Below are 26827 nucleotides of genomic sequence, written 5' to 3'. Positions count from 1 at the left end.
CCGTTGATGCGGCAGACACGCCGGCAGGGTGAGGCTGGTCGCCGGCCCACCGGCGGTCATCGCGCCGCAAGCCGCCCATCAACGCGTGGCCGCCGCCTCGAACATGGCCGGCTTGGGCAGCTCCACCGGCACGCCGGCGCTGTTGCAGGTGCCGGCCTTGCACAGGCGCGCACGCAGGCGGGGGGTGGCCTGCACGATGACGTGGTAGATCACGTTCTCCTCCAGGGTGCCGCGGAAGGCCGCGCTGCCCGGGCCGGTGGCCCAGATGCCGACGTCTTCGCCGCCATGGCTTTCGGACTTGGTCGGCACCAGCGACTCCTGCATGTAGCTGGGCGCCTCGGTGTCGACGTGGGTCAGGTCCGGGCGGCCGGCGGCCGGCTCGCTGTTGCTGGGTTCGTGCGGATACTTCTTCGGCCCGGCCGGCTGCGCGTTGCTGGCGCCGGTATAGCCTGGGCCGTTGGCATAGCTGAGGGTGGTGTAGGGCTGGCCGGCCAGGTCGGTGGCCAGCTGGGTGCGGTCGCCTTCTTCGCCGCCGGTGCCGCGCACCTTGCCCAGAATCGGGTTGCCGCGCACCGGGTAGCCGACGAAGTTGAGCGTGTGCGAATGGTCGGCGGTGACGATGATCAGCGTGTCCGGCGGCGCGGTCTGCACGGCGGTGCGCACCGCATCGGAGAGCGACACGGTTTCATCGAGCGCGCGGTAGGCATTGCCGGCGTGATTGGCGTGATCGATCCGGCCGCCTTCGACCATCAGCACGAACCCGTTCGGGTCACGCGACAGCGACTGGATCGCGGTGTGTGTCATCTCGGTCAGGCTGGGCTCGCCCTGCGGGGTGCGGTTGCGGTCGTGGTCGAACTGCATGTGGTCCGGTTCGAACAGCCCCAGCAGCGCCGGCGCGCCGGTCGCCGCTTTCAATTGCTGCGCGTTCCAGACATACGCGCCCTGCGGGTGCGCCTGCTTCCATTCGGCCACCAGGTCGCGGCCGTCCAGGCGCAGGCCCACCTTGTCGTCGTATTCGGGGTCGCGCTCCTGCACGGTCTGGAACTGGCTGCGTCCTCCGCCCAGCACCACCTGCGGGCCGCGTCCGTAGCGGGCGGTGGACAACAGCTGCTGGGCGATGTCCTGGCAGCCGGCGGTGCGCGCGGACTCGGAAAGGTCGGTGTCGTTTTCCCAGTTGCGGTCCGGCGAATGCGCATACGTTGCCGCAGGCGTTGCATGGGTCAGCCGCGTGGTGGTGACGATGCCGGTGGCCATGCCGGCGCTGTCGGCCAGTTGCAGCCAGCTCAGCAGGCCCTTGTTCAAGCTGTCGGCGCAGTCGCTGCGACTGCCGCTGCTGACCCCGATCGCGCCCATGTGCGACTTCACACCGGTGGTGATGGAGGTCATGGTGCCGGCCGAATCCGGCGTCTGCGAATCGGTGTTGTAGGTCTTGCTGAAGGCGGTGGCCGGGAACTGCTCCCACGACAGCAGGTTCTCCTCGCCGGGCCCGCCCTTGCGCTGACCATCGAGGATGCGTGCAGCCGCCACGGTGGTCAGGCTCATGCCATCGCCCAGGAACAGGATCACGTTACGCGCCTTGCCGGCCATGGCGCCGTTGCCGGCGGCGCGCGCCGCACCGGAGCGGTACCACCATTGCGGGGTCTCGCCGGCCGGATGGGTCACGGGTGGCACATCCACGTTGATGGCAGCGGGTGCAGAGGCGCTGCGTCCGGCAGTGGAGGCGCAGGCGGCAACGCAGAGCGTGGTGAGGGCGGCGAGGGCAGGCAGGCGGTAACGCATCGGGGTCGAACTCGTGGCTGAATCAGCGCCCATTATGCCGGCCCGCGTCCGTCGCACAGATGACACGCCGCTGTTCCAGTCGTGGCCTCGCGGGCAGGCCGGGCCTGCGATAAGGTGCATGCACTCTCCCCCCGGATGATTCGACGACATGAGACTGGTTGCGGCCTGGTTGCGCATTCCGTTCTGGCAGCGCGTGGTGGCCGGCTTCGTCCTGGGCGCGCTGGCTGGCTGGGCCATGGGGCCGGCGGCCGACGTGTGGTTCGGTCCACTGGGCGATCTGTACGTCACCCTGATCAAGATGATCGCCGTGCCGCTGGTGTTCTTCGCGGTGATCAATGCGATCTCCTCGCTGCACGGGCAGAAATCGGTGGCTGCACTGGGCGGGCGCACCTTCCTGTGGTTCGTGATCACCGCGGCCTTGGCCGTTGGCGTAGGGCTGGCGGTGGGCACGCTGCTGCAGCCGGGCGCCGGCCACTTCAATCTGAGCGTGGACTCCACCTGGAAGCCGCGCGATGTGCCCAGCCCGATCAAGGTGCTGCTGGACGTGGTGCCGTCCAACCCGTTCTACGCACTCACCGGCATCGGCACCAAGACCAATACCGCTGGCGAAACCGTGCTGGCGGCCGGGCGCGGCTCGATCCTGCCGGTGATCTTCTTTGCCGGGCTGCTGGGCTTTGCGATGGTCAAGCTCGGCGAACGGGTGGCCGAGGCGCGCAAGCTGACCGGGCAACTGAGCGACATCATGATCCAGGTCACCCGCTTCGTGCTGGAGATGACCCCGCTCGGCACCTTCGGCCTGATCGCCAGCCTGGTCGGCAGCTACGGATTCGCCAAGCTGTTGCCGTTCGGCAGTTTCGTGCTGGCGCTGTATGTGGCCTGCGCGATCCATATCCTGGTGGTCTACAGCGGCCTGTTGCTGGTGCATGGGCTCAACCCGTGGAAGTTCTTCCGCGGCGCTGCGCCGGGCATGCAGGTGGCCTTCGTCAGTTCGTCGAGCTTTGCCGCCATGCCGGTGGCGATGCGCTCGATCACCCATAACCTGGGCGTGAGCAAGGACTACGCCGCGTTTGCGGTGCCGTTGGGCGCCAGCATCAAGATGGATGGTTGCGGCGCGATCTTCCCCGCGCTGTGCGCGGTGTTCATCGCGCAATACACCGGCGTACCGCTGACCGCCAACCAGTACTTCGTGGTGCTGATCGCCTCGGTGTTGGGCAGCTTCGGCACCGCCGGCGTGCCGGGCACGGCGGTGATCATGGCCACGGTGGTGCTGAGCGCGGCCAACCTGCCATTGGAAGTGATCGGCTACCTGTACGCCATCGACCGCATCCTGGACATGATGCGCACCATGACCAACGTCACCGGGCAGATGCTGGTGCCGGTGCTGGTGGCCAAGGAAACCGGCCTGCTCGACAAGACCATCTACGAATCCGCCTCCACCAATGTGGGGCTGGAAGATCCGCCGGCGGACAGCGCCAAGCCGCTGCGCTGAGCGCCCTCGATGACGGCAGGATTTCCCGTGCTGCGCGAGCGCCTGGCGCAAGTGACCGAGCTGGAGATGGTCGACGGTGTGTTCGTGCAGCGCAGCCTGGCGCCGGACCCGTTCGAGGATCGCTATCTGCAGGTGCGGCGCAAGGAAGGCCGCCTGTATACCGATGCGCAGGTCCGCAGCCTGCCGCGCCCCGGCGGCAAGCTCGGCGCCAGCCTGGAATGGCAGGTGCGCGCGCTGTCCAGTGACTTGCTGCTGCAACACCTGCGCGCGCGCGCAGGGGAAGGCGCCATTCTTGAACTGGGCTGCGGTAATGGCTGGCTGTCGCAACGGCTCGCCCAGTCGCTGCAACGCGACGTGTGCGGCATCGACGTCAATCGCACCGAACTTGCGCAGGCCGCACGCGTGTTCGGTCACGACCAACGCCTGAGTTTCGTTGCCGCCGATATCCACACCCTGGCATTGCCGCAGGATGTGTTCGACGTCATCGTGGTGCCGGCGTGCATCCAGTATTTCGCCGACCCCGGCGCGCTGCTGGTGCGCCTGCTGGCGCAGCTGCGCGATGGCGGCGAGCTGCACATCCTCGACAGCCCCTTGTACGCAAGTTCGCAACGCGCCAATGACAGTGCCGCGCGCAGCCTGCGGTATTTCACCGGGTTGGGCGTGCCTGCATTGGCCGAGCAATATCACCAGCACACCTACGCCACCTTCGACCGATTTGCAGTGGAATGGCGGTTCGATCCGCGCCGGCTGGGTGCGCGGGTGCGGCGCCTGCTGGGGCTGCAACAGCCGCATTTCCCGTGGCTCTGCCTTCGCAAGCAGGACAACGTCGCGGCGGCGCGCGCGACGGCCTAGCGGTGCCTGCAAGCCGCATTGGACGAGGCTGCGATATAGCGGCCGGTGCGCAGGCCCGTCGCTTGCGGACGTCGACAGCCAGGTGGGTGCCGCGTCGACATCGCAATGGTGGCCGGCGTTGCGGTTCTGCTCGCAGGGCTGCAGAGCTCGCGCCGGATCAGCGCAGGTTACCGCCTTGCAGGTAGGCAACGTCGCCCAAATTTGCGAGCAGTGGACGCTGCCGCGCAACGCGTGCCCGCCGTTGCAGCCACATGGCACACTGCCGGCTCATCCATTGAGGGAGGCGGGCGGTGACCGGCCAACAGCGTGATCTGACATTTCGGTTTCTGGCCGAGCCCAGCGACGTCAATTTCGGCGGCAAGGTGCATGGCGGCGTGGTGATGAAGTGGATCGACCAGGTCGGCTTCGCGGCGGCCAGTGGCTGGAGCGGGCATTACTGCGTGACCGTGGCGGTGGGCGGCATCCGCTTCGTGGCGCCGGTACGGATCGGCGACCTGGTCGCGGTGTCGGCCAAGCTGGTCTACACCGGGCGTAGCAGCATGCACTTCGCTATCGATGTGCGTGCGCGCAGCCCGATGGGTGGCGACTCGCGCCTGTGCACGCACTGCATCATCGTGTTCGTGGCGATGGACCCGGACGGCGTCACGCCGGTGGAAGTGCCTTCCTGGCGGCCGGATACGCCAGAGGATCAACGCCTGGCCGAGTACGCGCTCAAGGTGATGGAGCTGAGCAAGGGCATCGAGGACACCATGGCGCATTACCAGGCCGATACCTCGCGGTAACTGGCACCGCAGGTTGCACTGCCGCTGGGGTCCACGCATGCCCGAGATCCGCACTTAGCGTGAGGCCCGGCGCGCGCAGTGCAGCCGGCGGCGGGTGTACCCGTTGCCACGCAGCGGTCGCGGCCGATGCAGGACTGCAACGTGCCACGGCACTGCAACAAAAAGGCCGCGGGATCGCCGCGGCCTTTGTCATGCAATCGACGCAGTGTCTATACCGGCAATCAGAGCACCCGACGCGCCTGGATGAACTTCTCGCTCCAGTAGCCGCTGGCCAGCGAATCCACACGCACGTCCTTGCCGCGGCTGGGCGCGTGCAGGAACTTGCCGTCGCCGACCACCAGGCCGACATGATCGATGCGGCCACGCTTGCCGAAGAACACCAGGTCGCCTGCCTTCAGGGCGTTCGGGTCCTTGATCAGCTCGGCCGACTCGTCGCGGGCAATGTCGCGCGAGACGCGCGGCAGGTCGATACCCAGCGCGGTCTTGAAGACGTAGCCAACCAGGCCACTGCAATCAAAACCTTCGGTGGACTCACCGCCCCAGACGTAGGGGGTGCCGAGCAGGGCCATGGCGCGTTGCAGGATCACCTGCACGCGGCTGTCGGCCACGGCATTCTGCGCAGCGTTGGCGGCGCTCTGCGACACGTCGTAGTTGGCCAACAGGCGGCTGAGGTCGCCGGCGAACATCGCCGAGCGGTCCATCAGCGGAATGGCGTCGTTGGCGGCCAGGTGCGGAAGCAGGGCGGCCAGTGTTGCGGTGGCAGCGGCGTCGGCGCGGCTGCGGGTTGCGGCTTTCTCGGCGGCGACGGCGCTGTCTGGCGTGGTCGTCTGCGGAGTGGATGAGGCGCTGGTGGCGGTCTGCGCCAGAGCGGGAAGTGCTGCAATCCAAAGGGCGGTGGCGCAAAGCAGGCGGAGCGGTTTCCGGAGCGGAAGCGGGGCGGCGCCAGGGCTGATCTGTTCGTCGTTCGTCACGCGGGAATCACAATTCTGCTGTCGATGCGGGATGATGCCCTGGTGAACGAATCGTTACGTTCAAAAAAAGTTAACTTTCCGTTTTATGACTTGTGATATTCATCACATTTCAGTGTAAAACCCGCTTTGAACCTGAATAATGGTCACGCCAGTAGGCACCGTCCAGGAAATCCAAGCGGACCGTACCGCCGGTGGTCGGGGCATGCACGAAGCGACCTTCACCCACGTAAATGCCGACGTGGGTCACGCTGCCGCCGGCTCCGAAGAACACCAGATCGCCGGTGGCGAGCCGTTCTGGCGGGATCGGCGGGCCCTGGATCGCGGCCAGCTCGCGCGAGGTGCGCGGCAGCATGACGGCCGCCACGTCCTTGTAGACATAGGTGACTAGCCCGCTGCAGTCGAACCCGGTCTCCGGTGTGTTGCCGCCAAACCGGTACGGAGTGCCGACCAGGCCCAATGCGCGCATCAGGATGTCGTTGGCCGCCGCAGGATTGGCCGGCGCCACCTGCGGCCAGACGCGCGGCGGCGGGGGCGCGGCGGCCGGACGCCGCACCGGAGTCTGCTGCGCGCAACCACCCAGCAGGAACAGGCCCAGCAGCAAACAGGCCGCGGCGCGATGGATGCGGGCGGCGAAAACTGGCGTGATATGCATGGAGCCGGGATAATGGGCGGTTCGAAAGGTCGCCATGATGGCGGCGCACCCGGCGGCCGACAAGCCGTCCTCAACCGTCTGCCACCGGGCAGCCCATTCAGAGCCAGGCATGAAGATCGAAAAAGACAGCGTCGTCCGCTTCCACTACACCGTTTCGGAGATCGGCCAGGAGCCGATCGAGAGCTCCAAGGAGCGTGACCCGTTGGTGATCCTGATCGGCCACGGCAATATCATTCCCGGCCTGGAAGCGGCCATGATGGACAAGGAAGCCGGCGAAAGCTTCGGCGTCGACGTCAAGGCGACCGAGGCCTACGGCGAGTACCGCGAAGGCCTGAGCCAGCGCGTGCCCAAGAAGCATTTCGGTGCCACCAAGCTGGTTCCGGGCACCCAGGTGGTGCTGCAGACCAACTTCGGCCCGCGCGCGGTCACCGTGCAGAAGGTCGGCATGAGCGTGGTCGATGTCGACCTCAATCACCCGATGGCCGGCAAGGACCTGCACTTCGATGTGGAAATCATCGAAGTGCGCGAAGCAAGCCAGGAAGAGCGCGACCACGGGCACGTTCACGGTGACGGCGGTCATCACCACTAAGCATTGCGGGCAGGGTGTCAGCGTTGCCGGTGGCGGTGAACGGCTGGATTCCGGGTTCGGTCTGCACCTCGGATGCGTCCCGGGCCGCCGGAGCCGACGCTTCCTTGCCAGCGGGCACGCGCTGCGCCACGCTCGATGCAGCCGGTAACGGTGGCGTTTCCGACGGCCCGCCCTCCAGGCGGGCCGTTTGCGTTGTGCGATGTGCGCCATCGCACCCGATGGCCTGAGTTGCAATGACCCGACCCGATCTGCTCCCGATTGCCGCGACCGAGCGCATCGTCGTGTTGGACGTACTGCGCGGCTTTGCATTGCTCGGCATCCTGCTGATGAACATCGAGGCCTTTGTCGGACCGCTCGATCTGGCATTGAGCGGCGTGGAGCCGCACTGGCACGGCGCCGACCGCATCGCCGATGCGCTGGTCTATCTGTTCGTGCAGGGGAAGTTCTACACCCTGTTCTCGATGTTGTTCGGCATGGGCTTTGCGGTGATGGCGCAGCGCGCCGATCAGGCAGGGCGCGGATTCATCGGCATGTACCTGCGCCGCACTGCCGGCTTGCTGGTGATCGGTCTGGCGCATGCGCTGCTGCTGTGGTCCGGTGACATTCTGGTGACCTATGCCGTGCTGGCGGTCCTGCTGCTGAGCGCGCGCAAGGTGCCGACGGTGACGTTGCCGTGGCTTGCCGCGCTGGTGTACCTGTGCGCGCCGGCGCTGGTGATGCTGTACGGCAGTGCGATCGCGCTGATGCAGTCCGATCCGGCAGCGGCGAGCGACTGGAACACCGCCATGGCCGACGTCGCGCAGCAGGCAGCAGCCAACGTACAGGCACAGCGCGCCGCATTTGGACACGGCACCTACCTGCAGGCCACCGCGCAGCGTTGGCATGACCTGCGCCAGGCGATGAGTGGGCTCAGCATCAATGGTCCGGCCATGCTGGGCATGTTCCTGTTGGGCAGCTGGTTCGTGCGCAGCGGCGCGATCGCGGCGCCCGAGCGCTTTCCACAGCTGTTTCGCGCGTTGCGCTACGGGGCCGTGCCGCTGGGGCTTGCCGTCATGGTGGTCAGCTACGCGCTGGAACCGTGGATGGACCCTGCGCGTGCGACGCTGCGCCTGTCCGGCGCGTTCGCGTTGGCGTTGATCGCGGGGCCGCTGATGAGCCTGGGCTATGCGGCATGGGTGGTGCGCTTTGCGTCGCGTCTGGCATGGCTTGCGCCTGCCGGCCGCATGGCGCTGAGCAATTATCTGTTGCAGTCGGTGCTGTGCACGTGGCTGTTCTACGGGTACGGGCTGGGCTACTTCGAGCAATTGCCGCGCGTGTGGCAACTGCCGTTTGCACTGGCGCTGTTCGCCGCGCAGGTGGTGCTGAGCCACCTGTGGCTGCGCTGGTTCCGCTTCGGGCCACTGGAATGGGTCTGGCGGAGCGTGACCTATCTGCGCGTGCCGCCGATGTGGCGCAGCAACGCCCGGGCCGGGTAGCGGCAGGTGAACGCCGTGCGCGAGGACGTGGTGGTGATCGGTGCCGGCGCGATCGGCCTGGCCACTGCGTTGGCGCTCGTGGAAGCCGGCCGTCAGGTGCGCGTGCTCGATGCCGGTGCGTTGGGCGCTGCCACCTCGCACGGCAACTGCGGCACGATCACGCCAAGCCATGCGCCACCGCTGGCGGCGCCGGGCATGATCGCGCAGGCGGTGAAATGGATGCTGACGCCGGACGCGCCCTTGTACATCCCGCCACGCCTGGATCCGGCGTTATGGCGCTGGCTGTTGCGGTTCGCACGGCGCTGCAATGCGCGCGACTGGCACGCCAGTGCGCATGCCCGTGCGGCCCTGCTGCACGACGCGCGCCACCGCCTGGATGATTGGGTGAGGCGTTACGCGCTGGACTGCGACTACCGGACCGATGGGCTGGACTATGTGTTCGGCGACGCACGCCGCTTTGCGCAGTACCGCGCCGAATGCGAGGTGCTGGCGCAGTGGGGCATCCAGACGCAGGTGATCGAGGGCGCCGACTACGCGCGGCAGGATCCGGCATTTCGCGATGGCATCGCAGGTGCGATCCATTTCCCTGGCGACGCGCATCTGCGCCCGGAACGCTATACCGCGGAACTGGCCAGGGTGCTGCGCGCACAGGGCGCGGTGATCGATGAGCACTGCCGCGTGCATGCCGTGCTGCCGGAGGCATCCGGTGTCTGCGTGCACACCGACCCGGCGGTGCTGCACGCACGTGAGGTGGTGATCGCCACCGGGCCGTGGTCGCCGCAGCTGGCTGCGCAGCTCGGGCTACGCCTGCCGGTGCAGGCCGGCAAGGGCTATTCGATCACTTACAGCGCACCACCGTTGATACCGCGCCGCCCGGTGGTGCTGAAGGATCGCTGGGTGTTCGTGGTGCCGTGGCGCGACCGGCTGCGCATCGGCAGCACGATGGAATTTTCCGGCCACGACACCCAGCTCACGCCCGCGCGCCTGGCTGCGCTGGAACGTGCGGCCGCCGACTATCTGCATGCGCCATGCGGGCCGGCAGTGATCGAACGCTGGTATGGATGGCGACCGATGACCTGGGACGATGTGCCGGTACTGGGCGCCGTGCCGGCGCGTCCTCACGTCTGGCTCGCGGCTGGCCATGGCATGCTCGGGATCAGCATGAGCACTGCAAGCGGAAAATTGATGGCCGACCTGATCACGGGCCGCGCACCTGCGCTGGACCCGCATCCCTACCGGGCGGAGCGATTCGCATGAGTGCGCGTTACGACTACGACGTGGTGATTCTGGGCGGCGGTTCCGGTGGGCTGGCGGCCGGTTTTCGCGCGGCAAAACACGGTGCGCGCGTGGCGATCATGGAGCCCGGCGAGCTGGGCGGGACCTGCGTCAACCTGGGTTGCGTGCCGAAAAAAGCGATGTGGCTGGCGGCCGATCTGGCCGGCAAGATCGAGCTGGCCGGGGCGCTGGGGTTCGATGTGCCGCGCCCCGCGTTGGCATGGCAGGAGTTGGTCACGCATCGGCAGGGCTACATCGCCAACATCCACGCCAGTTATCGGCGGCGTCTCAATGAAGATGGCGTGGTCCTGATCCCGCAGCGTGGCGTGTTGCAGGACCGTCATACCATCCTGGGTGGCGACGGTGTGCCAGTCACTGCCGAACACATCGTCATCGCCACCGGCGCGCACCCGCTGCGGCCGGGCGTGGACGGCGCCGAGCACGGCGAGGTTTCCGACGATTTCTTCAACCTTTGTCATGCGCCAGCGCACGTGGCGATCGTTGGGGGTGGCTATATCGCGGTGGAAATCGCCGGCCTGTTGCAGGCACTTGGCAGCCGTGTGCACCTGTACGTGCAAAGCGATCGCCTGTTGGAGCGCTTCGATGCGGAGTTGACGCTGCAGTTGGCCGACAACCTGCGCCACCTGGGCGTACGCCTGCATTTCGGTTTCACCACCACCGGTCTGGAGCGCGATGCGCAGGGCGGGCTGCGCGTGCATGGTCATCCTGCGCATCCGCGCGAGCAAGGCAACGACGTGTTCGACAAGGTGTTCTTTGCCATCGGCCGGCGCGCCAACACGGCCGGCCTGGGTCTGGATGGCGTCGGGGTGACGCTCGGCGACAAGGGCGAGGTAGTGGTGGACGACGGGCAGACCACCAATGTGCCCAACATTCATGCGATCGGCGATGTGGCTGGCAAGGTCGGGCTGACGCCGGTGGCGATCGCGGCGGCGCGCAAGCTGATGGACAGGTTGTTCGGCAACCAGCCCGATGCGCGCATGGACTACGACGGCGTGCCCAGCGTGGTGTTCTCGCACCCGCCGCTGGGCCATGTCGGGCTGACCGAGGAGCAGGCACGCGAACGTTACAACGGCGAGGTGCGTGTCTATCGCAGCAACTTCCGCCCGATGCTGCATGCGCTGGCCGATGCGCCGCAGCGCAGCCTGTTCAAGTTGGTATGCGCAGGCCAGGAGGAGCGTGTGGTCGGCGTGCATCTGCTGGGCGAGAGCGCCGACGAGATGCTGCAGGGCTTTGCGGTTGCGGTGAAGATGGGCGCGACCAAGCGCGACTTCGACGAGACGGTGGCGATTCATCCCACCTCGTCGGAAGAGATCGTGTTGATGCATTGAGGGATGGCGACGCGGGTGTCGCTATCGATGGTTGGTTGCCATGTGGCGGCGCATAAGGCGATGCCGCGTTTAATCCCAGACTGCGATCTCCAGTGGCAGCCGTGCCCGCATCCGGCGCTGGGCGCCACCTTCTCTCCCATAAAGGGGCAATGTCCCGATGTGAGAAGGAATGAAGCCTCTCCCAGCGGGGAGAGGCCTCAGCACAAGCGACTCATCGATCGAGCTCGATCTGATGCTCAAAGCTTTTTGTACTCTCATCGGGCGAATGACGACGTATTGCGTTGCCTGAGCGGTTTGCTTGCTGCGCCCGTACTCTCACCCCAACCTCTCTCCGGGGGGAGAGGGGCTTGCAACTTTTTCTTAGCCTACGGGGCGATCCACACGCGCATATGCACCCCCGTCAGCTGGCATGCTTGCGCCATGTCCAGATCTCGCTTTTCAACGCCATTTCTATCCGCCACCTCCGCAGGGCATGCCGCCTCCAAGGGTGAGTCGTTGTCCGGCGAGCAGGCGCGGCTGCGGATTCTCCAGGTGATCCGCGCGATTCCCGTGGGCGAGGTCGCCGATTATGGGGACGTTGCCCAGCGCGCCGGCTTGCCGGGCCGTGCGCGGCTGGTGGCGCGCGTGCTCAGCGGCAATGACGACCCGCAGCTGCCCTGGCACCGCGTGGTGCGCAGTGACGGCCGGATCGCCCTGCCCGAAGGCTCGGCAGGCCATCGCGAGCAGTGTCAGCGGCTGCGTGCCGAGGGCGTCCAGGTGGAGCGGGGCCGTGTGCGCCGGGCCAGTGCCGCACAGCGGCTGGATGCGGCCGTGTGGGGGCCTTCATAGGGCTGCCGTTATCATCTGCAGCATTCTGAAGGAATGCCGCCATGCCCCAACTGCCGCCCGTCACCAAAGCCTTATTGATCGCCAACATCGGCCTGTTCCTGCTGCAGTGGGCGGTGGGCGACCTGGGTGCGGGCATGCTGCCATCCGATAGCACGCTGTCATGGCTGATGCTGTGGCCGTTGTCCAACGGCTTCGATGCGTTTTCGCCCGGTGCCAGCTTCATGCCGTGGCAGTTGCTGACCTATGCCTTCCTGCATGGCGGTTTCAACCATCTGTTCTTCAACATGCTGGCGCTTTTCATGTTCGGTGCGCCGCTGGAACAGACCTGGGGCCAGAAGCGCTTTCTCACCTATTACCTGGTGTGCGTGGCCGGGGCCGGCGTGTGCCAGTTGCTGATGGCCTGGTTCACCCAGAGCGGTGCGCCGGTGGTGGGGGCCTCGGGCGGTGTGTTCGGGCTATTGCTGGCCTACGGCATGCTGTTCCCGAACCAGCGCGTGATGCTGCTGTTCCCGCCGATTCCGATGAAGGCGCGCACCTTTGTGATCGTGTTTGGCGCGATCGAATTGTTCCTGGGCGCGACCGGCTGGCAGCCGGGCGTGGCGCATTTCGCGCACCTGGGCGGCATGCTGTTCGGCTGGCTGATGATCCGCTATTGGCGTGGCCAGCCGCCGTTCGGTGGCAGCGGCGGCCGCAAGAGCGGTGGCAAGGGCCGCAAGCCGCCGTTGCGCGTGGTGCGCTGAGGTCGGAACGCATCGATTCGTAGGAGCGGATCCGGCCGCGACGGCGGTTACCGGTAAAGCCGTGTTGCGGCCAGGTCCGCTCCTACGTTCAGCGTGTTTCAGGCTGGTCGGTAAATCGACAAACGTGGAGACAAAAAAGAGCGCGGATTCCGCGCTCTTTTTCATTGCCTGCCACTGCGTGTTGATTGCCAGTGACTTCCTGGCGCGTGAATCAACGCCAGATCTTGATCTGGTCGGCATCCACGCGCTGCATCGGCTGGCCCGGCTTGCAGGTGAATGCTGCTCCGAACTCCGGCAGGTTCGACAGCGGGCCATTGGTGCGCCACTGGCCCGGTGCACGGATGTCGGCGCTGGCGCGCTGCACCGCTTCGTTCGGCGACAGCTGCTGTGCCCACAGGCCGGCCCAGGCAGTGAAGAAGGCCTGCTTGTCGGCTTCGGTGGCGGCGGGTTGGGCCTTGCTGAAGGCCTGCCAGGCCAATTCGACGCCGGCCAGATCGGCCAGGTTCTCTTCGGCGGTCTGCGCGCCGTTGACCTTGGCATTGGGCACGCCCGGGTACGGATAGGCAGCGAACTGATTGGCCACCTTGCCGGTGAGCAGCGTCCAGCTGGTCTTTTCGGCCGGCGTCCACCAGCTACGCAGCTCGCCCTTGGCATCGACCAGCGAGCCCTTGGCGTCGATCGCGCGGGTCAGCTCGTGCGCCACCAGCGCACCGTAGGCGCCGTATTGGGCCGCCGGCGTGCTGCCGCTGGTCAGCACAGGTGCCTGCAACACGGCAGCGGTGACGATCAGGCGGTTCTGCGCAATGTCATAGGCGACGGCGGGCTGCTGCGGCAGCACGTCCCAGCGGCGGTCGGCGTTGCCCTTGCCGATGCGCTTCATTTCCTCGCGGTGACGCCAGGTCGAGGCGATCAGCATGTTGCCGCCGAAGCTGCCACGGCCCATCGGCTGCACGGTGTAATCCAGATCGCGACGCGGTGCGCCGACTTCGATTTTCATCGCGGTCAATTTGGCCTTGGCTTCTGCCACTGCCTCGCCGTTGCCCCAGCCGGTGCGCTCCAGCGCGGCCAGCTGTGCGTCGCGCACCTGGTCGGCGATGGCTTCGGCCTGGCGGCGGGTGTCGCTGCTCAGGTAACGCGCCACGTATTCGCGACCCAGCATCGGGCCGGCAGCCACATTGATGGCATCCAGCACCTGCTGCCAGCGCTGCGGCGCCACGGCGTCGCCACGCAGCAGGCGGCCGCGGAACTGGTATTCGGCATCGTGGAAGCTCTTGGACAGGTACGGCGCCATCGCATCGCCCACGCGCCAGCGCAGGTAGGCCTTCCACTGCTCCGGCTTGATGCTGACGATCATGCTGTCGAGCTGCTTGAACATGGCCGGGTCGGCCATCGACACCAGGTCGTCCTTGACGCCCTGGGCCTCCAGGAAGTCGGCCAGGCGCAGGTTCTTGTACTGCTTGGTCAGCTCCTTGGTGGCGATCGGGGCGTAGTTGTTGAACGGGTTGTTGATGCCCTGCACCGACTGCGCGCTACGCGCCAGCGCGGTTTCGATCTGCAGCACGGAGGCGGCATCGGCGTCGAGCTTGTCGCCCGGGGTGCCGGTCAACGCCAGGATCTGCTTGACGTAGGCGCGGTAGCGGCCCATCAGCGCCTGGGTGTCGGCATCGGTGCGGGTATAGAACGCCGGGTCGGGCAGACCCATGCCGCCCTGCATGAAGTAGCCGATGTGGCGGTCCAGCGCCTTCAGGTCCACATCGGGACCGAAGTTGAAGCCGACCGGAATGCCGACCTGATGCAATGCGGCGATCGAAGCGGGCACATCCTTGGCCTTCTTGATCGCGTCGATGCGCGACAGCAAGGGAGCGATCGGGTTGGAGCCGTCCTTTTCCACGGCGGCTTCATCCAGGCCGCTGGCCCAGAAATCGCCCAGCAGCTTCTGCACATTGCCCTGCGGCGCCTTCATCGAGGCGTCCAGCAACTCACGCTGCTGCTGCAGCGCGCGGTCGGACAGTTGGCCCAGCGCGGTCACGGCGCCGGCCTGCGGCACCGGGTTGGCCTTCAGCCAGCCGGCATTGGCGTAGTCATAGAAATCGGTGCAGGCCGCGGAGACGGCCGGGGCCTTGGGAGCTGCCTTCTTCTTGCGAGCGGCGTCGGCGTCGGGGGCGGACAGCAGCGTGATCAGGCTGAAGCCAAGAGCGAGGGCAAGCGGGCGAATGGTGGGCATCGAGAAGACAGGTGGCCAGAGTAAAGTCGGCGGAGTTTAGCAAGGCTGCGTGCTGCGCAGGCGTGCGCCCGCTGCCGTTCGTCTCCGGTACCGGCCGTTTGCATGAACGCGACAGGCCCGCGTGTGCGGGCCCGTGCGTGCGCTCATGGGTTGGAAGCGCTTGCAGGCGCTTACCAGATCACCACGCGGTCCTTGTCCGGGCGCACCATCGCATCGCCTGGCTTGCACGAGAACGCCTGGGCGAATTGCGGCATGTTGGACGGCGAGGCGATGGCACGCAGGTGGCTTGGCGAATGCGGGTCGGAGGCCAGATAGACCAGCTGCTGCTGCTCACGGACCTGTTCGCGCCAGTTGCGCGCAAAGCCCAGGAAAAACCGTTGTTCCGGGCGGTAGCCATCGACCGTACGGGCACGCTCGGGATGCGTGCGCAGTGCGGTCTGCAAGGCGTCGTAGGCAATGTTGAGGCCGCCCAGGTCGGCAATGTTTTCGCCCAGGGTGAGCTTGCCGTTGACGTGCAGGGTTGGATGGTTCGGCAGCGGCACATAGGCGTCGAATTGCTTGACCAGCACATCGGTGCGCGCTTCGAAGGCTTTGCGATCCTGCGGCGTCCACCAATTGACATTGTTGCCCGCGCCATCGAATTGGCTGCCCTGATCGTCGAAACCATGCGAGGCCTCATGGCCGATGATCGCGCCGATCGCGCCGTAGTTCAGTGCGTCATCCGCGTTGGCATCGAAGAACGGCGGCTGCAGGATGGCGGCCGGGAAATTGATCGTGTTCGTCTGGGGGCTGTAGTACGCGTTGACCGTCTGTGGCGTCATCGCCCAGCGCTTGCGGTCGGTGGGTTTGCCGATCTGCGCAATATCGTAGTGATAGTTGAACTTTGCCGCGGCCTGCAGATTGCGGTAATACGCGCCGGGCACGATCTCCAGCCCGGACCAGTCGCGCCAGGTGTCCGGGTAACCGATCTTGGGCAGGAAGGTTTCCCACTTCGCCAAGGCCTTGGCCTTGGTCTGCTCGCTCATCCAGTCGACGTGCTCGATCCGTGTCTTGAGTGCGGCACGGATGTTGTCCACCAGTTCGGCGGCGCGTTGCTTGGTGTCGGGCGTGAAGACCTTGGCGACGTACAGTTCGCCCAGGCCTTCGCCCATGGCCCCGTTGACCGCACGAAGAACGCGCTTCCAGCGTGGCCGTTGTTCGGGCTGCCCGGACAGCGTCTTTCCATAAAAGGCAAAGTTGTTGTCGACGAACGCCTTGCTGAGCTGCTTGGATGCCTCATCGATGGTGTGGAAGCGCAGATATGCCTGCCACTGCGCCACCGGCGCGGTGGCTAATTGTTGATCGAACGCCGCAAAAAAGCGCGGTTGCGACAGCGAGAAGCCGGGGCCGACATCCACGCCCTGCGCGGCGAAGAATGTTGTCCACGAAAAGTGCGGCGTGATCTTGTCGGCATCGGCGACGCTGAGGAAGTGGTACTGATTCTTGGGTTGGCGGGCGTCGGTCGGCGCAAGCGATGCCGCGGCCAGGCGCGATTCGAGCGCCATGACGTCTTTGGCCTGGCGTTTGGCCGTGTCGGCATCGCTCCCGGTGAGTTCGAACGATTTGGCGATGTAGGCGAGGTAGGCCGCGCGGATGGGAGCGTATTGCGCAGCGGTGTAATAGTCCTTGGTCGGCAGGCCCAGGCCACCTTCCTGGGCGAACGCGATCTGCTGCTCAGCCTTGTGGAAATCGGGGCCGGCACCGAAATCGAACACCAGTGTGTCGCCTTCTGCGTAGCGTTTGGTGATGTAGTCGGCAATCGCGGTGCTGGAGTTGAGTGCGGCAATTGCCTCCAGCTGCGGACGAATGGGGTCGTAGCCCGCTGCTTCGATGGCGCGTTCGTCCATGCCCGAGGCGTACAGCAAGCCCAGCTTGCGGGCCAGGGGATCAGTCTGTTGGTCCACCTGCTTTGCAGCGGCTTCGACAATCTGTCGCTGCGTGGCCAGGCTCCTTTCCACGAGCTCGTCGAACACCCCCCAGCTGGTCTGGTCGGGCGGGATCGGATTGGCCTTGTCCCACTTGGAATTGACGAAGTTATCCAGATTCGTGCATGCGCTTGACGCGGTATCCAGCTCTTCGATATCGAAGGCAGGCTTGGATGGAGTGGCGGCCGCAGTGGGTGCCTGCGTCGGTACGCTGCTGTCATCGGATGCGCGCTTGCAGCCCGTCAAAGCGACCAGCAGGGCAAGGGCGAGTGTGGAAGTCTTGATGGCTGACATGGCAGAAAGTGGCAGGAAGGAACACCGAGAATAGGCGGGCTCTGCCGTGCTGGCACATGCGTTGAGCTTTGTTGAGACTTGTAGTTAGGGTGCTGATTGCTGGGCAACAGATGTCTGATGGCGCAAGAAAAAAAAGGGCAGCGGGCTTGCTCCGAATCCGAACCTGCCGTCGCAAACGTCAGCGGTGCGGTGCAGATCAACGCATGACCGCACGAACCATCTGTCGCCGATGCGTGCACCTGGTGCTCGCCGGGACCTGATGCGTGCAGTCAATGCATCGTGCACGGCGCTGGCCCGGCGCGTGAAGGCGCGGACCGCATTGCGCAGCGTCACAAGGCATCCCCAAATAAAAACGGGCGGCGACCTCTCGATGCCGCCCGTCGTTTGCAACGACCGCAATTACCAGATCACAACCTGCTTGTCGCCCTGACGCACCATCGCATCGCCCGCCTTGCACGAGAACGCAGCGGCGAAGGCCGGCATGTTCGACGGTGCACCGATGGCGCGGAAGTTGGCCGGCGCATGCGGATCGGTCTTCAGGCGCACGACGAGTTCTTCCGGGGTGAAGTTGCGGCGCCACACCGTGGCCCAGTTGAGGAAGAAGCGCTGGTCGCGGGTGATGCCGTCGGTCTTCGGGTCGTCCTTGCCGGCAGTGGCGGTTTTCATCGCGTCGTAGGCGGTGTTGAGGCCGCCCAGGTCGGCAATGTTTTCGCCCAGGGTCAGGTCGCCCTTGACCTTGTCACCGGCCGGCGTGCGGTAGCTGTCGAACTGCGCTACCAGCTTGCCGGTGCGCGCCTTGAACGCGTCCAGATCCTTCTGCGTCCACCAGCCCGGATCGGGGATGAAGTTGCCATCGGCACCGAAGCGGCTGCCCTGGTCGTCGTAGCCGTGGGTCATCTCATGGCCAATCACCGCGCCGATGCCGCCGTAGTTCATTTCCTCCGGCGCATTCGGGTCGAAGAACGGCGGCTGCAGGATGGCGGCCGGGAACACGATCTCGTTCTGCAGCGGGTTGTAGTAGGCGTTGACCGTCTGCGGGCTCATGCCCCATTCGGTCTTGTCCACCGGCTTGCCGATCTTGGACAGGTCCCACTTGTAGTTGTATTCGGCCGCGGCCTGCACGTTGCCCAGGTAGCTGTCGCGGGTAGTGGTCAGCCCATTCCACTCACGCCACTTTTCCGGGTAGCCGATCTTGGGCGTGAAGCTTTCCCACTTGGCGATCGCCTTGGTCTTGGTCTCCGGGCTCATCCAGTCCAGCTTTTCGATGCGGGCCTTGAGCGCGGTGCGCAGATTGCTCACCAGGGTTTCCATCTTGGCCTTGGACTCGGCCGGGAAGGCGACCTTGACGTACATCTGGCCCAGCGCTTCACCGGTCTGGCCGTTGATGGTGGCCAGCACGCGCTTCCAGCGCGGCTTGATTTCCTTCTGGCCGCGCAGGGTCTTGTTGTAGAACGCAAAGCTCTCATCGACGAAGGGCTGGCTCAGGTACGGCGAAGCGCCATCGACGGTGTGGAAGCGCAGGTACGCGCGCCAGATCGCCGGGTCGGTGTCGGCAATCATCTTGCTCACTTCCTGGTGGAAGGCCGGGATCGCCAGCGAGAACATCTCCGGCGTGGTGACGCCCTGCGATTTGAAGAACTCGGTCCACGACCAGTTCGGGGTCAGCTTGTCGGCGTCGGCCGGGGAGATCGGGTTGTAGGCCAGCGAGGCATCGCGCGACAGTTGCGTGCTGGTCTTGGACACCTTGGCCAGGCGGGTCTCGAACGCGACCACCTGCTTGGCCTGCGCGGCTGCATCGGCCGCGGCCACGCCGGACAGTTCCAGCACCTTGGCCACGTGCGCCTGGTAGGCATCCAGCTTGGCCTTGTTGCCGGCGCTGGTGTAGTACTCCGGGTCCGGCAGACCCAGGCCGCCCTGCATGGCGTAGGCGATGTTCTGGCTGGACTTCTTGAAGTCCGCCTCGGCGCCGAAACCGAAGAGGTCGTTGTTGCCCTTGGCCGCGCTGCTGCGCAGATAGTCGACCAGCTTGGCCTGGTCGCTGATGGCGTCGATGGCAGCCAGCTCCGGCTTCAGCGGCTCGATACCCTGCGCGTTGATCTTGGCTTCGTCCATGCCGGTGGACCACAGGTCGCCGACGATCTTCTCCACGCCGGTGGCGCTGCTGTCGGCTGCGGCCTGTTCCACCAACTGCTGCTGGATGGCGTTGGAGCGCTCGTCGAGCATCTCGAATGCGCCCCAGCTGGTGCGGTCGCCCGGCACCGGGTTGGCGGCCAGGAACTTGGCATTGACGTAGGCGTTGAGGTCGGTACAGGCATTGCCGTTGGGGTCGAGGTCTGCCGCAGTGAACTGGTTCACCGCCGGCAGCTTGCTCTGGTCCAGGGTCAGCGTCTTGGGCGCCGCCGGCGCAGCGGCTGCCGCAGTTGCGGCGTCGCCGGCCGGGGCCGCCGGTGCAGCGTCGTCGGATTTCTTGCAACCACTGAGCGCGGCCGCCACGGCCAGGGTCAACGTCAATAGATGAGGTGTTCGAATCACAAAGGCTCCAGGAGCAGCAGTCGATTGGGAAGCTCCGTCGCCGGAGCCGTGGCCGGCACTCTACGCCTCGCCAGCCGGATGGCATGGTGTCGAAGGTCATGGGTGCGGCGTGTGTAAGGGCCGGACAAGGCGCCAGCCTTTGGGGCGCGGTAGGGTCGAACATCATTTGTGCCGCCACTGCCAGCAAGGAAACGGCGGCGCAGCCGATTTCAGTGGCGCGGCGGTGATCGAAGAATTCCACCCGGGATTTCGTAACTCGGTCGCCGCCTCACCATGTCGCTGATAAAGCCCAAAGCGATTGCCGATCTGACTCCGGAGCGGCACGGTTGCGCCGCCTTGGCGGAATGTGGCCAGCCTGTTTTGTCAGCACGCCGCATCGTAGAGGCCGGAAGGCCGGCGTTGGACGACCACCGAGAGGAAGTCGCCGACCTGACGATCGCAACGGTCGAGCGCTAGGCACCCGGATTCGCGGCCTCAGTGCTGGGCCGGCAAATCCTCAGCCCGCTCAATCTGGAACGCATAAAAAAATAAGGGGCCCTGGAGAAACCAGGGCCCTTTCTGTGCGCGTCCTGCAGCACGAAGCGCCTTGCTGCGCTCCGGCTTCACCTTTAGAAGTCGTACGCTGCGGTCAGGCGGACAAAGCGCGGGGTGTTGTAGTTATACGGTTCCGTGCCAATGCCGTAAGTATTGCGAACGGTGAAGGGGGCAGTGTTGTAACGGCTTTCTACACGGTTGACCGAGCGATCGTTCAACACATTGAACACCTGAAGCCCGAGTGCCAACTTGTGATCGGCAAAGGAAGGTCGGTAGGTGATGCCCAGATCCAGGTTCTTAATCCATGGTGTGCGCCCAGCATCGCCCGGAGGCGACGCCTGGCCACCGCAGTAATGGTACGCAGAACCATAACCGATGGGGTTGCCTTCATTGGAGCCGAAGTATCCCAGGCATGAAATCGGCGTGCCCGACATGACGCGAACGGTTGCCGATGCCATCCACTCTGGCGAGATCTGATAGGCACCAAATGCCTTGAACTGATGCCGGCGATCATTGGCCAGACTACCTCCTGCGTAATACATCAGCTCGGCAGCGTCCCAATCTTGGGTCTTGGATACATCCGATTGACCGATGTCGGATTTTACCTGGCCTTCGGTGTTTCCGTAGCTATGCGACCACGTGTAATCGACACGGCCGTACCACTTTTCATCGAACGGATGTTCCAGGAACAAGTCCACCGCCACGTAGTTGCGGCGCGCCTTGTCAGTGAATCCCCAGTCCGACTGACTCATGCGCAGCTGCGTGTAACCAGAACCGTCAACGTTGGCGAGATTGTAGGTGTTGGTCTGACCAGGGTTGAACATGACGCAGCCCGGGATGCTCACGCTGCTGACATCGCCGCCGGTGGCAGCCAGCTTTGCGGACATCTTGCCCGGGTCGCAGACGTCATCGATGGCGCTCTGCAGTTTGCGGTACGTTACCTTGGCGCCGGAGTTCCAGCTTTCGCCCAGCGTCTTTTCAAAACCAAGAATGATTTCGTCCTGATATTGCGATTTCAGATCGCTCGGTGCAAATGCGTTGGGATCGGGCGCCTGTCCGTATTCGCCGTTGCTCGATACCGGGCCAGGACCAATGGCTCCAAGCCCCGTTGGCTCGCCATTTGCATCAATTCCGGTATAGGTAAAGTACTCGTCTGTATACGTAGAGGCCGATGCGCCGCGGATTGCCACGCTGTTGGGCAACGCAAGGTAGTAACGGCCAATATTGGCAAATACCTTGAACGACGAATCACCAAAGACGTCCCAGCTTGCCCCCAGGCGTGGGGCCCATTGGTCGCCGCTATCTACATAAGCAACATGGTCGCTGTTGTAGTTGGTGAACTTGTCGTTGCGGATGCCCAAAGTGAGCAGCCAGTTGTCGCTGACCTGCCAACGGTCTTCCAGATAGTAGGCCTTTTGCTCGACCGACATACTGGTGGTGGTGGAAAAGATACGACGTTGAGCATAATAGCCCTGATCGCCCGGTGCGCCAACGCCAAGTTCGGGGTTGATGCTTTCGACTGGATTATCCTGTCTGCCATAAATCCACTGGTAGCCAGGGCCGGTTGTACGGACACCTTCGTCATACGCATTGAAGTACATGTTATCCACGCCTGCGGTCAGGTCGTGGTCGCCAAGGCGATATTCCAACTCCAGGCGCAGGCTGCGCGTTTTGTTGATTGGGTCTTCGGCCTTAGCCCGATTGGTCGCTTGATTGTTGCGGATCGGAGTGGTGCCCACAATCGCCGGGTTTTGTTCGGTCACACCATCCAGAAACGGAAGTTCCGAGATGTTTGGATTGAACTGGCGATTATGCTGAGTGCTACGGCCCCATGTGGCATTCAGAGTCAGATCATCGGTGAGATAACCCGTGTACTTAAAGATGTCGTATTTATCGGTGATCTTGAACGTGTCCGGGAATGTGCCGGTCGCATCGCCGCTGCTCAGATCGTTGTAATCGAATGCGGTGTAGTAGCCGCCACGTCGATCCGTGTTCTGAATGCGCGTGTATTCAAGGATATTGGAATCGTTGATGTTCCAGTCCAGCTTTCCGTAGAACTTGGGAGAGCTGTAACCGTAGTTGTTCTGGCCCTGGATTGCATTGGTGCGTGAATTAGTGGTGACGCCGTCGGTCTTGTCCGTTTCGCCGGCCACAAAGATGAAGAGCTTGTCTTCTATCAATGGGCCGCCTGCATAGGCGCTGTAGACAGTACGTGTCTGATTGTTGTCTTCCCCACTCCTGTAAAGCGTTCCCGGCTGGGTGCGATTGGTGTAGCCATAGCCGGCAGGCAGCGTCCTGTTTGGAAACCAGACGTCGCCAGTGGAGCTTGCCAGCGAGTCCGGCTCCCATACCGCTTGCGCACCGAAATGCCATTCGTTGGTGCCGCGCTTGCCGAGCTGATTGATTACGCCGCCGGTGGAGCGGCCGTACTTGGCGCTATATCCACCGGTATAGGTTTCCTGCTGGTCGATGGCGCCATAGGGCAGGCTGACACCGCCCAGGTTGCTCAGCGGATTGCTGACGTTGAAGCCGTTGATGTAATACGCGTTTTCGGTAACGCCCGAGCCGCCGAAAGACACGACGGAGCGCGAACCGTTGTTGAATGCGCCGGCACCCGAGACAGCACCGGGAGCAAGCAGCGCAATCGCTTCCGCACTGCGTCCTAGCGGCAGGGTTGCCAGCTGTTCGGACGTGATCACCGACCGCGAGCTGGTGGAGCTGACGTCGATCTTCGGTGCATTGGCGGCAGTGACCGTGATCGCGCCGAGCGTGGTTGCATCGATGTTGCCGCTGGCAGCTGCGCCAGCAAATGACACCTCGGTGCCGGATCCCACGCGCAGCTGCACGTTCTTGCGGGTGTCGACGACCTGATCGCCACGCTTCAAGGTGACGGTGTAAGCGCCGACCGGCAACGAGCCGAGGTTGTAACGGCCGTTGGCGTCGATGGTGATCGCCCGGCTGAGACCGGTGTCGCTCTGTACGACAATGGTGCTGCCAGCTTCGGCAGGTGCGCTGCCGTAGATGCTTCCGGTGGTGCTTTGCGCGTTGACCGCGCCGTTGGCTAGGCAGGCACCGAGCACGACGGCGAGGGCGGTGCGCTTGAGGACCTGGCGACGAAACTGATTGCTCATTCCTGACCTTTCAACTGGATTTCGGATAAGGGGCGGTCATCGGGAAGTCAGATGGCCTTAACCCGAACGTAATGAATCTGTGTCTGACGGTGCAAGCGATTGAAACCTTTTCTTAATGAAATAGATGAAATCCGCGCACGAAGCGGTGAATTCGGCACAAAAGGGCGGCAGAGAGCACGCCGAAACAAACAACCTCGACAATTGCCCGCGTGAGCTAGTTACATTCGATACAGATACGCCGACCCTCAGGCAGCAAGCTCGACCTGCTGAGGCGGTTGCGACCGGCGCATCCGCTACACGAGGAACCTTGCTGCGTCTGGCAAAAAAGAGCCCCGACCAGCGGGGCTCTTCTTCCTCACATCCCTCAAAACCGCACGGTCGTCCCGAGATAGAAGAACCGGCCCACGTTGTCGTACAACGCGGAGTTGAAGTCCGAACCGAAGTAGTTGCGCGGCGGGTCTTTGTCGAAGGCGTTGTCGATACCCAGGTAGACGTCGATCTTCGAACCGGGGAACTGATAGCCGAACTGGAAGTTGTGGTAGACGTACGAGCCGTTCTTGATCGGGCTGGCCGAGCCCGGGTTGCTGTTGTAGCTCTCCGGGGTCACGCGCAGGTTGCCGTCCACGTAGTTCATGTCCCACGAGGCGCGCCATTCGTTCCAGGTGTACTTGGTCTGGAACTGCGCGCGCCAGCGCGGGTCTGTGACGTAGGTCACGTAATCGTCGTATTCGGCCGGGAAATCCTGGAACACCCATTCCCGGGACTGGATCAGGCGCGTGCCGACAAAGCGCAACACGGTGTTGCCTTCGCCGAGCTGGAAGCGATAGTCCATTTCCAGGTCCACGCCCACACGACGCGAACGCGCCAGGTTTTCGTTCAATGCCTGCCAGCCGATGATGCTGTGCTCGGGATAGATGCGGCCCTGCGGGTCGGTGAAGCCACCCAGCGGTGCACGCTGCACGAAGCCGCAGAAGCTGTTGCCGATGCCACCGGGGTTATCCACGCAACGCGTCGCATTGGTCTCGGCCGTCACGGTGCCGATGGCATCGCGCAGATCGATGCGCCAGTAGTCGATCGACATGCCGAAGCCTTCGAAGAACTCTGGTTGCCACACCAGGCCATAGGACAGGCTGCGCGCACGCTCCGGCTTCAGCTCCGGATTGCCGCCGCTCACGCCGGGGCGGGTGGCCGTGTAGGTGTCGATCCAGCCCACCGGGACACCCAGCGCACTGCAGTTGGCCTGACGCAACCCTACATCGCCAGCCGTGCCCGGGCGATTGGTATTGGTGGGCAGGTAGTTGCAGGGGTCGTTGATGGTGGCGAAGTTCTCGCTCTGCGAGTCGTACAGTTCGCCGATGCTGGGCGCACGCACCGACTGAGCGAGGGTGCCGCGCAGACGCAGCGACGGGATGATGGTCCAGTCCAGGCCGATGTTCCAGGTCTTGGTCGAGCCGATGCTGCTGTAGTCCGAATAACGGCCAGCCACATCCAGCGCCAACCGATCCACGCCCGGCAGCCCGGCCAGCAGCGGAATGGTGCTTTCGACGAAGACGTCCTTGACGGTGTATTCGCCGCCGCTGTTGGGGATGGCATTGAGGAAGGTCACGCCCGATGCTGCCAACGGGTCGGTGATTTCCTCGCTTTGTTCCTTGCGGTATTCCACGCCGCCGGCAATGCCGATGTCGCCGGCCGGCAGCGACAGCAGGTTGCTATTGGCCACCGAGGCGCTGAACACGGTTTGCTGGATCTTGGCCTGCGAGCGGGCGGTGGTGTTGAACCACGCGGCCGCTTCCGGAGTGACCGCACCGTTGCCGAAGATGCTGAAGGGCACGCAGCCCTCGCGCGCCAGTGCCGAATACACCCGGCCGGTGTTGGGGTTGATCGCGCTTGGATCCAGGGTAGTGCGGCAGACGATGTTGCCGCCGGCATCGCGCGCGGCATCGATGCCGGCCTGCCAACGTTCGTTGATGCGGTTGTTGAGATTGAGCCGGTCCACCGTGGTCTTGCCGTAGTTGGCAGACACGTCGTAGGTCCAGTTGTCGGTGAAATTGCCTTCGGCTCCGAGCACCGCACGGTAGGTCTTGCGCTCGATGTTTTCGCCACGGCGGCCGGCGTCGACGTTGAAGCGGTTCATCAGGATCTGCGTGGCCCCGCGCGAATCCATCAGCGCGCCAAGCTCGGGGCTGACATACGGGTTCTGGCGGCGCACGCGCAGCGAGCTGTCGAATGCCGGCTGGCCGAAGAATTCCGAATCGGTTTCGCTGTATTTGCCTTCGAAGAACAGGCGATGGTTTGCGCTGATCTCGAAGTTGATCATGGTATTGACGCTCTTGCGGTCAAAGCCCGGCTGCAGGTCGGCCACCGCGTTGAGGTCGGCAAAGTCGCAATCCACACACGAGGTGTTGCTCACCACCGTGCCGCTGTAACGGTTACGACGGAAGCTGCCGTCATCGTTGAACAGATAGCGGTTGCCGTACGTGGCCGGGTTGCGGAAGTCGAACGTGCCCAGGTTGAAGGTGCCGCCGTAGGAGGTGCCGTGGTTGCCACCCGGGCCGCTGAGCACGGTCTGGGGGTTGCTCTCGCTTGGCGGGCGGCTTGGGTCGAAGCTGGGGTTCTGCACGCTGACCAGGTACTCGCGGCCGATGGCACGATTACCGCGGCCGAAGCGGTCCTGCTTGCTGTATTCGCCCGAGATGGCGATGTTGCCGCGGCCTTGCGCAAAGTCGGTGCCGGCAGAGAAGCTGGCAAACGAGCGGTTGTAATTGCCCTCATCGGCCAGGCCGGTCTGGGCGCGCGTCTCGAAACCGGTGAAGTTCTTCTTGAGGATGAAGTTGACCACGCCCGCCACCGCATCGGCGCCGTAGACGGCTGAGGCGCCGCCGGTGATGACTTCCACGCGTTCGACCCATTCCACCGGAATGGTGTTGACGTCCACGGCGGTCGAGCCGGGGCTGGCGCCCACATGGCGGCGGCCGTTGACCAGCACCAGCGTGCGGTCCACGCCCATGCCGCGCAGGTCGAGCAGGCCCAGGCCGGCAGTGCCGATGAAGCGGGTGGAATTGCCCAGGGTGTAACTCGGCGCCAGCGCTGGCATGCGTGCCATCAGGTCACTGATGGTGGTCGCCCCGGTGGCGCGGATTTCTTCGGCACTGATGGCGGTGACCGGGGAGGGTGTGACGAAACCGGTACGTGCGATGCGCGAACCGGTGACGGTGACCTTGTCCAGGTCGGTGGTGCCGGGCGCCACGCCATTTTCCGATTGCGCGGCAACATGGCCGGCCGGTGCGACCAGCGCGGCCAACAAGGCGGCGCTCAAACGATGACGACGGGTGCGTTGCTGGGGACGACTCGACATGACCTTTGCAGA

General features: G+C 64.6%; 17 protein-coding genes and 1 pseudogene. 10 read left to right on the top strand and 8 right to left on the bottom strand.

Features of this window, described 5'->3' with window-relative positions:
• Window positions 1-78: 78 nt before the first annotated feature.
• Window positions 79-1812, bottom strand: a complete 1734-nt coding sequence (locus ACCQ10_RS13510; RefSeq protein WP_372360962.1) for an alkaline phosphatase family protein — start codon at window positions 1810-1812, stop codon at window positions 79-81.
• A gap of 115 nt (window positions 1813-1927) precedes the next feature.
• On the opposite strand from ACCQ10_RS13510, the gene ACCQ10_RS13505 reads away from it, so the two are divergent.
• The 3 genes from ACCQ10_RS13505 to ACCQ10_RS13495 all read left to right on the top strand — a co-directional run bounded on the left by ACCQ10_RS13505 (window position 1928) and on the right by ACCQ10_RS13495 (window position 4902).
• Window positions 1928-3268: a dicarboxylate/amino acid:cation symporter gene (locus ACCQ10_RS13505; RefSeq protein WP_372360961.1), complete on the top strand. Its 1341-nt coding sequence runs from the start codon at window positions 1928-1930 to the stop codon at window positions 3266-3268.
• 9 nt (window positions 3269-3277) lie between these two features.
• A complete protein-coding gene (locus ACCQ10_RS13500; protein ID WP_372360960.1) occupies window positions 3278-4120 on the top strand; it encodes a class I SAM-dependent methyltransferase in 843 nt (280 codons plus the stop codon).
• A 290-nt stretch (window positions 4121-4410) separates the two neighbouring features.
• On the top strand, window positions 4411-4902 hold the full coding sequence (locus ACCQ10_RS13495; RefSeq protein WP_039406085.1) for an acyl-CoA thioesterase: 492 nt from the start codon (window positions 4411-4413) through the stop codon (window positions 4900-4902).
• Between the two features lie 221 nt (window positions 4903-5123).
• On the opposite strand, the gene ACCQ10_RS13490 is transcribed toward ACCQ10_RS13495, so the two are convergent.
• Window positions 5124-5873, bottom strand: coding sequence for a C40 family peptidase (locus tag ACCQ10_RS13490; protein ID WP_047695720.1), 750 nt, complete (start codon window positions 5871-5873; stop codon window positions 5124-5126).
• A 109-nt stretch (window positions 5874-5982) separates the two neighbouring features.
• Window positions 5983-6525: a C40 family peptidase gene (locus tag ACCQ10_RS13485; protein WP_372363123.1), complete on the bottom strand. Its 543-nt coding sequence runs from the start codon at window positions 6523-6525 to the stop codon at window positions 5983-5985.
• 109 nt (window positions 6526-6634) lie between these two features.
• Between ACCQ10_RS13485 and ACCQ10_RS13480 the strand changes: the two genes are divergently transcribed.
• From ACCQ10_RS13480 to ACCQ10_RS13455, 6 genes are all read left to right on the top strand, one after another.
• A complete protein-coding gene (locus tag ACCQ10_RS13480; RefSeq protein WP_047695722.1) occupies window positions 6635-7114 on the top strand; it encodes an FKBP-type peptidyl-prolyl cis-trans isomerase in 480 nt (159 codons plus the stop codon).
• A gap of 233 nt (window positions 7115-7347) precedes the next feature.
• A complete protein-coding gene (locus ACCQ10_RS13475) occupies window positions 7348-8589 on the top strand; it encodes a DUF418 domain-containing protein (protein WP_372360958.1) in 1242 nt (413 codons plus the stop codon).
• A 6-nt stretch (window positions 8590-8595) separates the two neighbouring features.
• A complete protein-coding gene (locus ACCQ10_RS13470; RefSeq protein ID WP_372360957.1) occupies window positions 8596-9846 on the top strand; it encodes an NAD(P)/FAD-dependent oxidoreductase in 1251 nt (416 codons plus the stop codon).
• Window positions 9843-11213, top strand: a complete 1371-nt coding sequence (gene gorA, locus ACCQ10_RS13465) for a glutathione-disulfide reductase (RefSeq protein WP_166751458.1) — start codon at window positions 9843-9845, stop codon at window positions 11211-11213. The genes ACCQ10_RS13470 and gorA overlap by 4 nt, the downstream gene beginning before the upstream one ends.
• Before the next feature lie 420 nt (window positions 11214-11633).
• Window positions 11634-12041 carry an MGMT family protein gene (locus ACCQ10_RS13460; protein WP_372360956.1) on the top strand — a complete coding sequence of 136 codons (408 nt, stop codon included), beginning with the start codon at window positions 11634-11636 and terminating at the stop codon, window positions 12039-12041.
• 41 nt (window positions 12042-12082) lie between these two features.
• Complete coding sequence (locus ACCQ10_RS13455) at window positions 12083-12781, top strand: rhomboid family intramembrane serine protease (RefSeq protein WP_372360955.1); 699 nt, start codon at window positions 12083-12085, stop codon at window positions 12779-12781.
• 211 nt (window positions 12782-12992) lie between these two features.
• Here ACCQ10_RS13455 and ACCQ10_RS13450 read toward each other — a convergent pair whose 3' ends face one another.
• The 3 genes from ACCQ10_RS13450 to ACCQ10_RS13440 form a co-directional block, all read right to left on the bottom strand.
• Window positions 12993-15005, bottom strand: coding sequence for a M13 family metallopeptidase (locus ACCQ10_RS13450; RefSeq protein WP_372360954.1), 2013 nt, complete (start codon window positions 15003-15005; stop codon window positions 12993-12995).
• A gap of 170 nt (window positions 15006-15175) precedes the next feature.
• A complete protein-coding gene (locus ACCQ10_RS13445) occupies window positions 15176-17263 on the bottom strand; it encodes a M13 family metallopeptidase (protein ID WP_372360953.1) in 2088 nt (695 codons plus the stop codon).
• Window positions 17264-17662: 399 nt separating this feature from the next.
• The gene (locus tag ACCQ10_RS13440) at window positions 17663-19774 is read right to left on the bottom strand and encodes a M13 family metallopeptidase (protein WP_372363122.1); all 2112 of its coding nucleotides are present in this window, start codon (window positions 19772-19774) and stop codon (window positions 17663-17665) included.
• A gap of 343 nt (window positions 19775-20117) precedes the next feature.
• Here ACCQ10_RS13440 and ACCQ10_RS13435 point away from each other — a divergent pair.
• Window positions 20118-20317 (top strand): annotated as a pseudogene (locus tag ACCQ10_RS13435) (FAD-dependent oxidoreductase); the annotation flags it as partial.
• A gap of 86 nt (window positions 20318-20403) precedes the next feature.
• Here ACCQ10_RS13435 and ACCQ10_RS13430 read toward each other — a convergent pair.
• Window positions 20404-23460: a TonB-dependent receptor gene (locus ACCQ10_RS13430; protein WP_372360952.1), complete on the bottom strand. Its 3057-nt coding sequence runs from the start codon at window positions 23458-23460 to the stop codon at window positions 20404-20406.
• A 364-nt stretch (window positions 23461-23824) separates the two neighbouring features.
• The gene (locus tag ACCQ10_RS13425; RefSeq protein ID WP_372360951.1) at window positions 23825-26815 is read right to left on the bottom strand and encodes a TonB-dependent receptor plug domain-containing protein; all 2991 of its coding nucleotides are present in this window, start codon (window positions 26813-26815) and stop codon (window positions 23825-23827) included.
• Window positions 26816-26827: the final 12 nt, after the last annotated feature.

The sequence above is a fragment of the Xanthomonas sp. NCPPB 1325 genome (assembly GCF_041477645.2).
Classification (GTDB): Bacteria; Pseudomonadota; Gammaproteobacteria; order Xanthomonadales; family Xanthomonadaceae; genus Xanthomonas; species Xanthomonas cannabis.
Note: the sequence above shows the minus strand (reverse complement) of the source record. Positions and strands in the feature narration are given on the sequence as shown.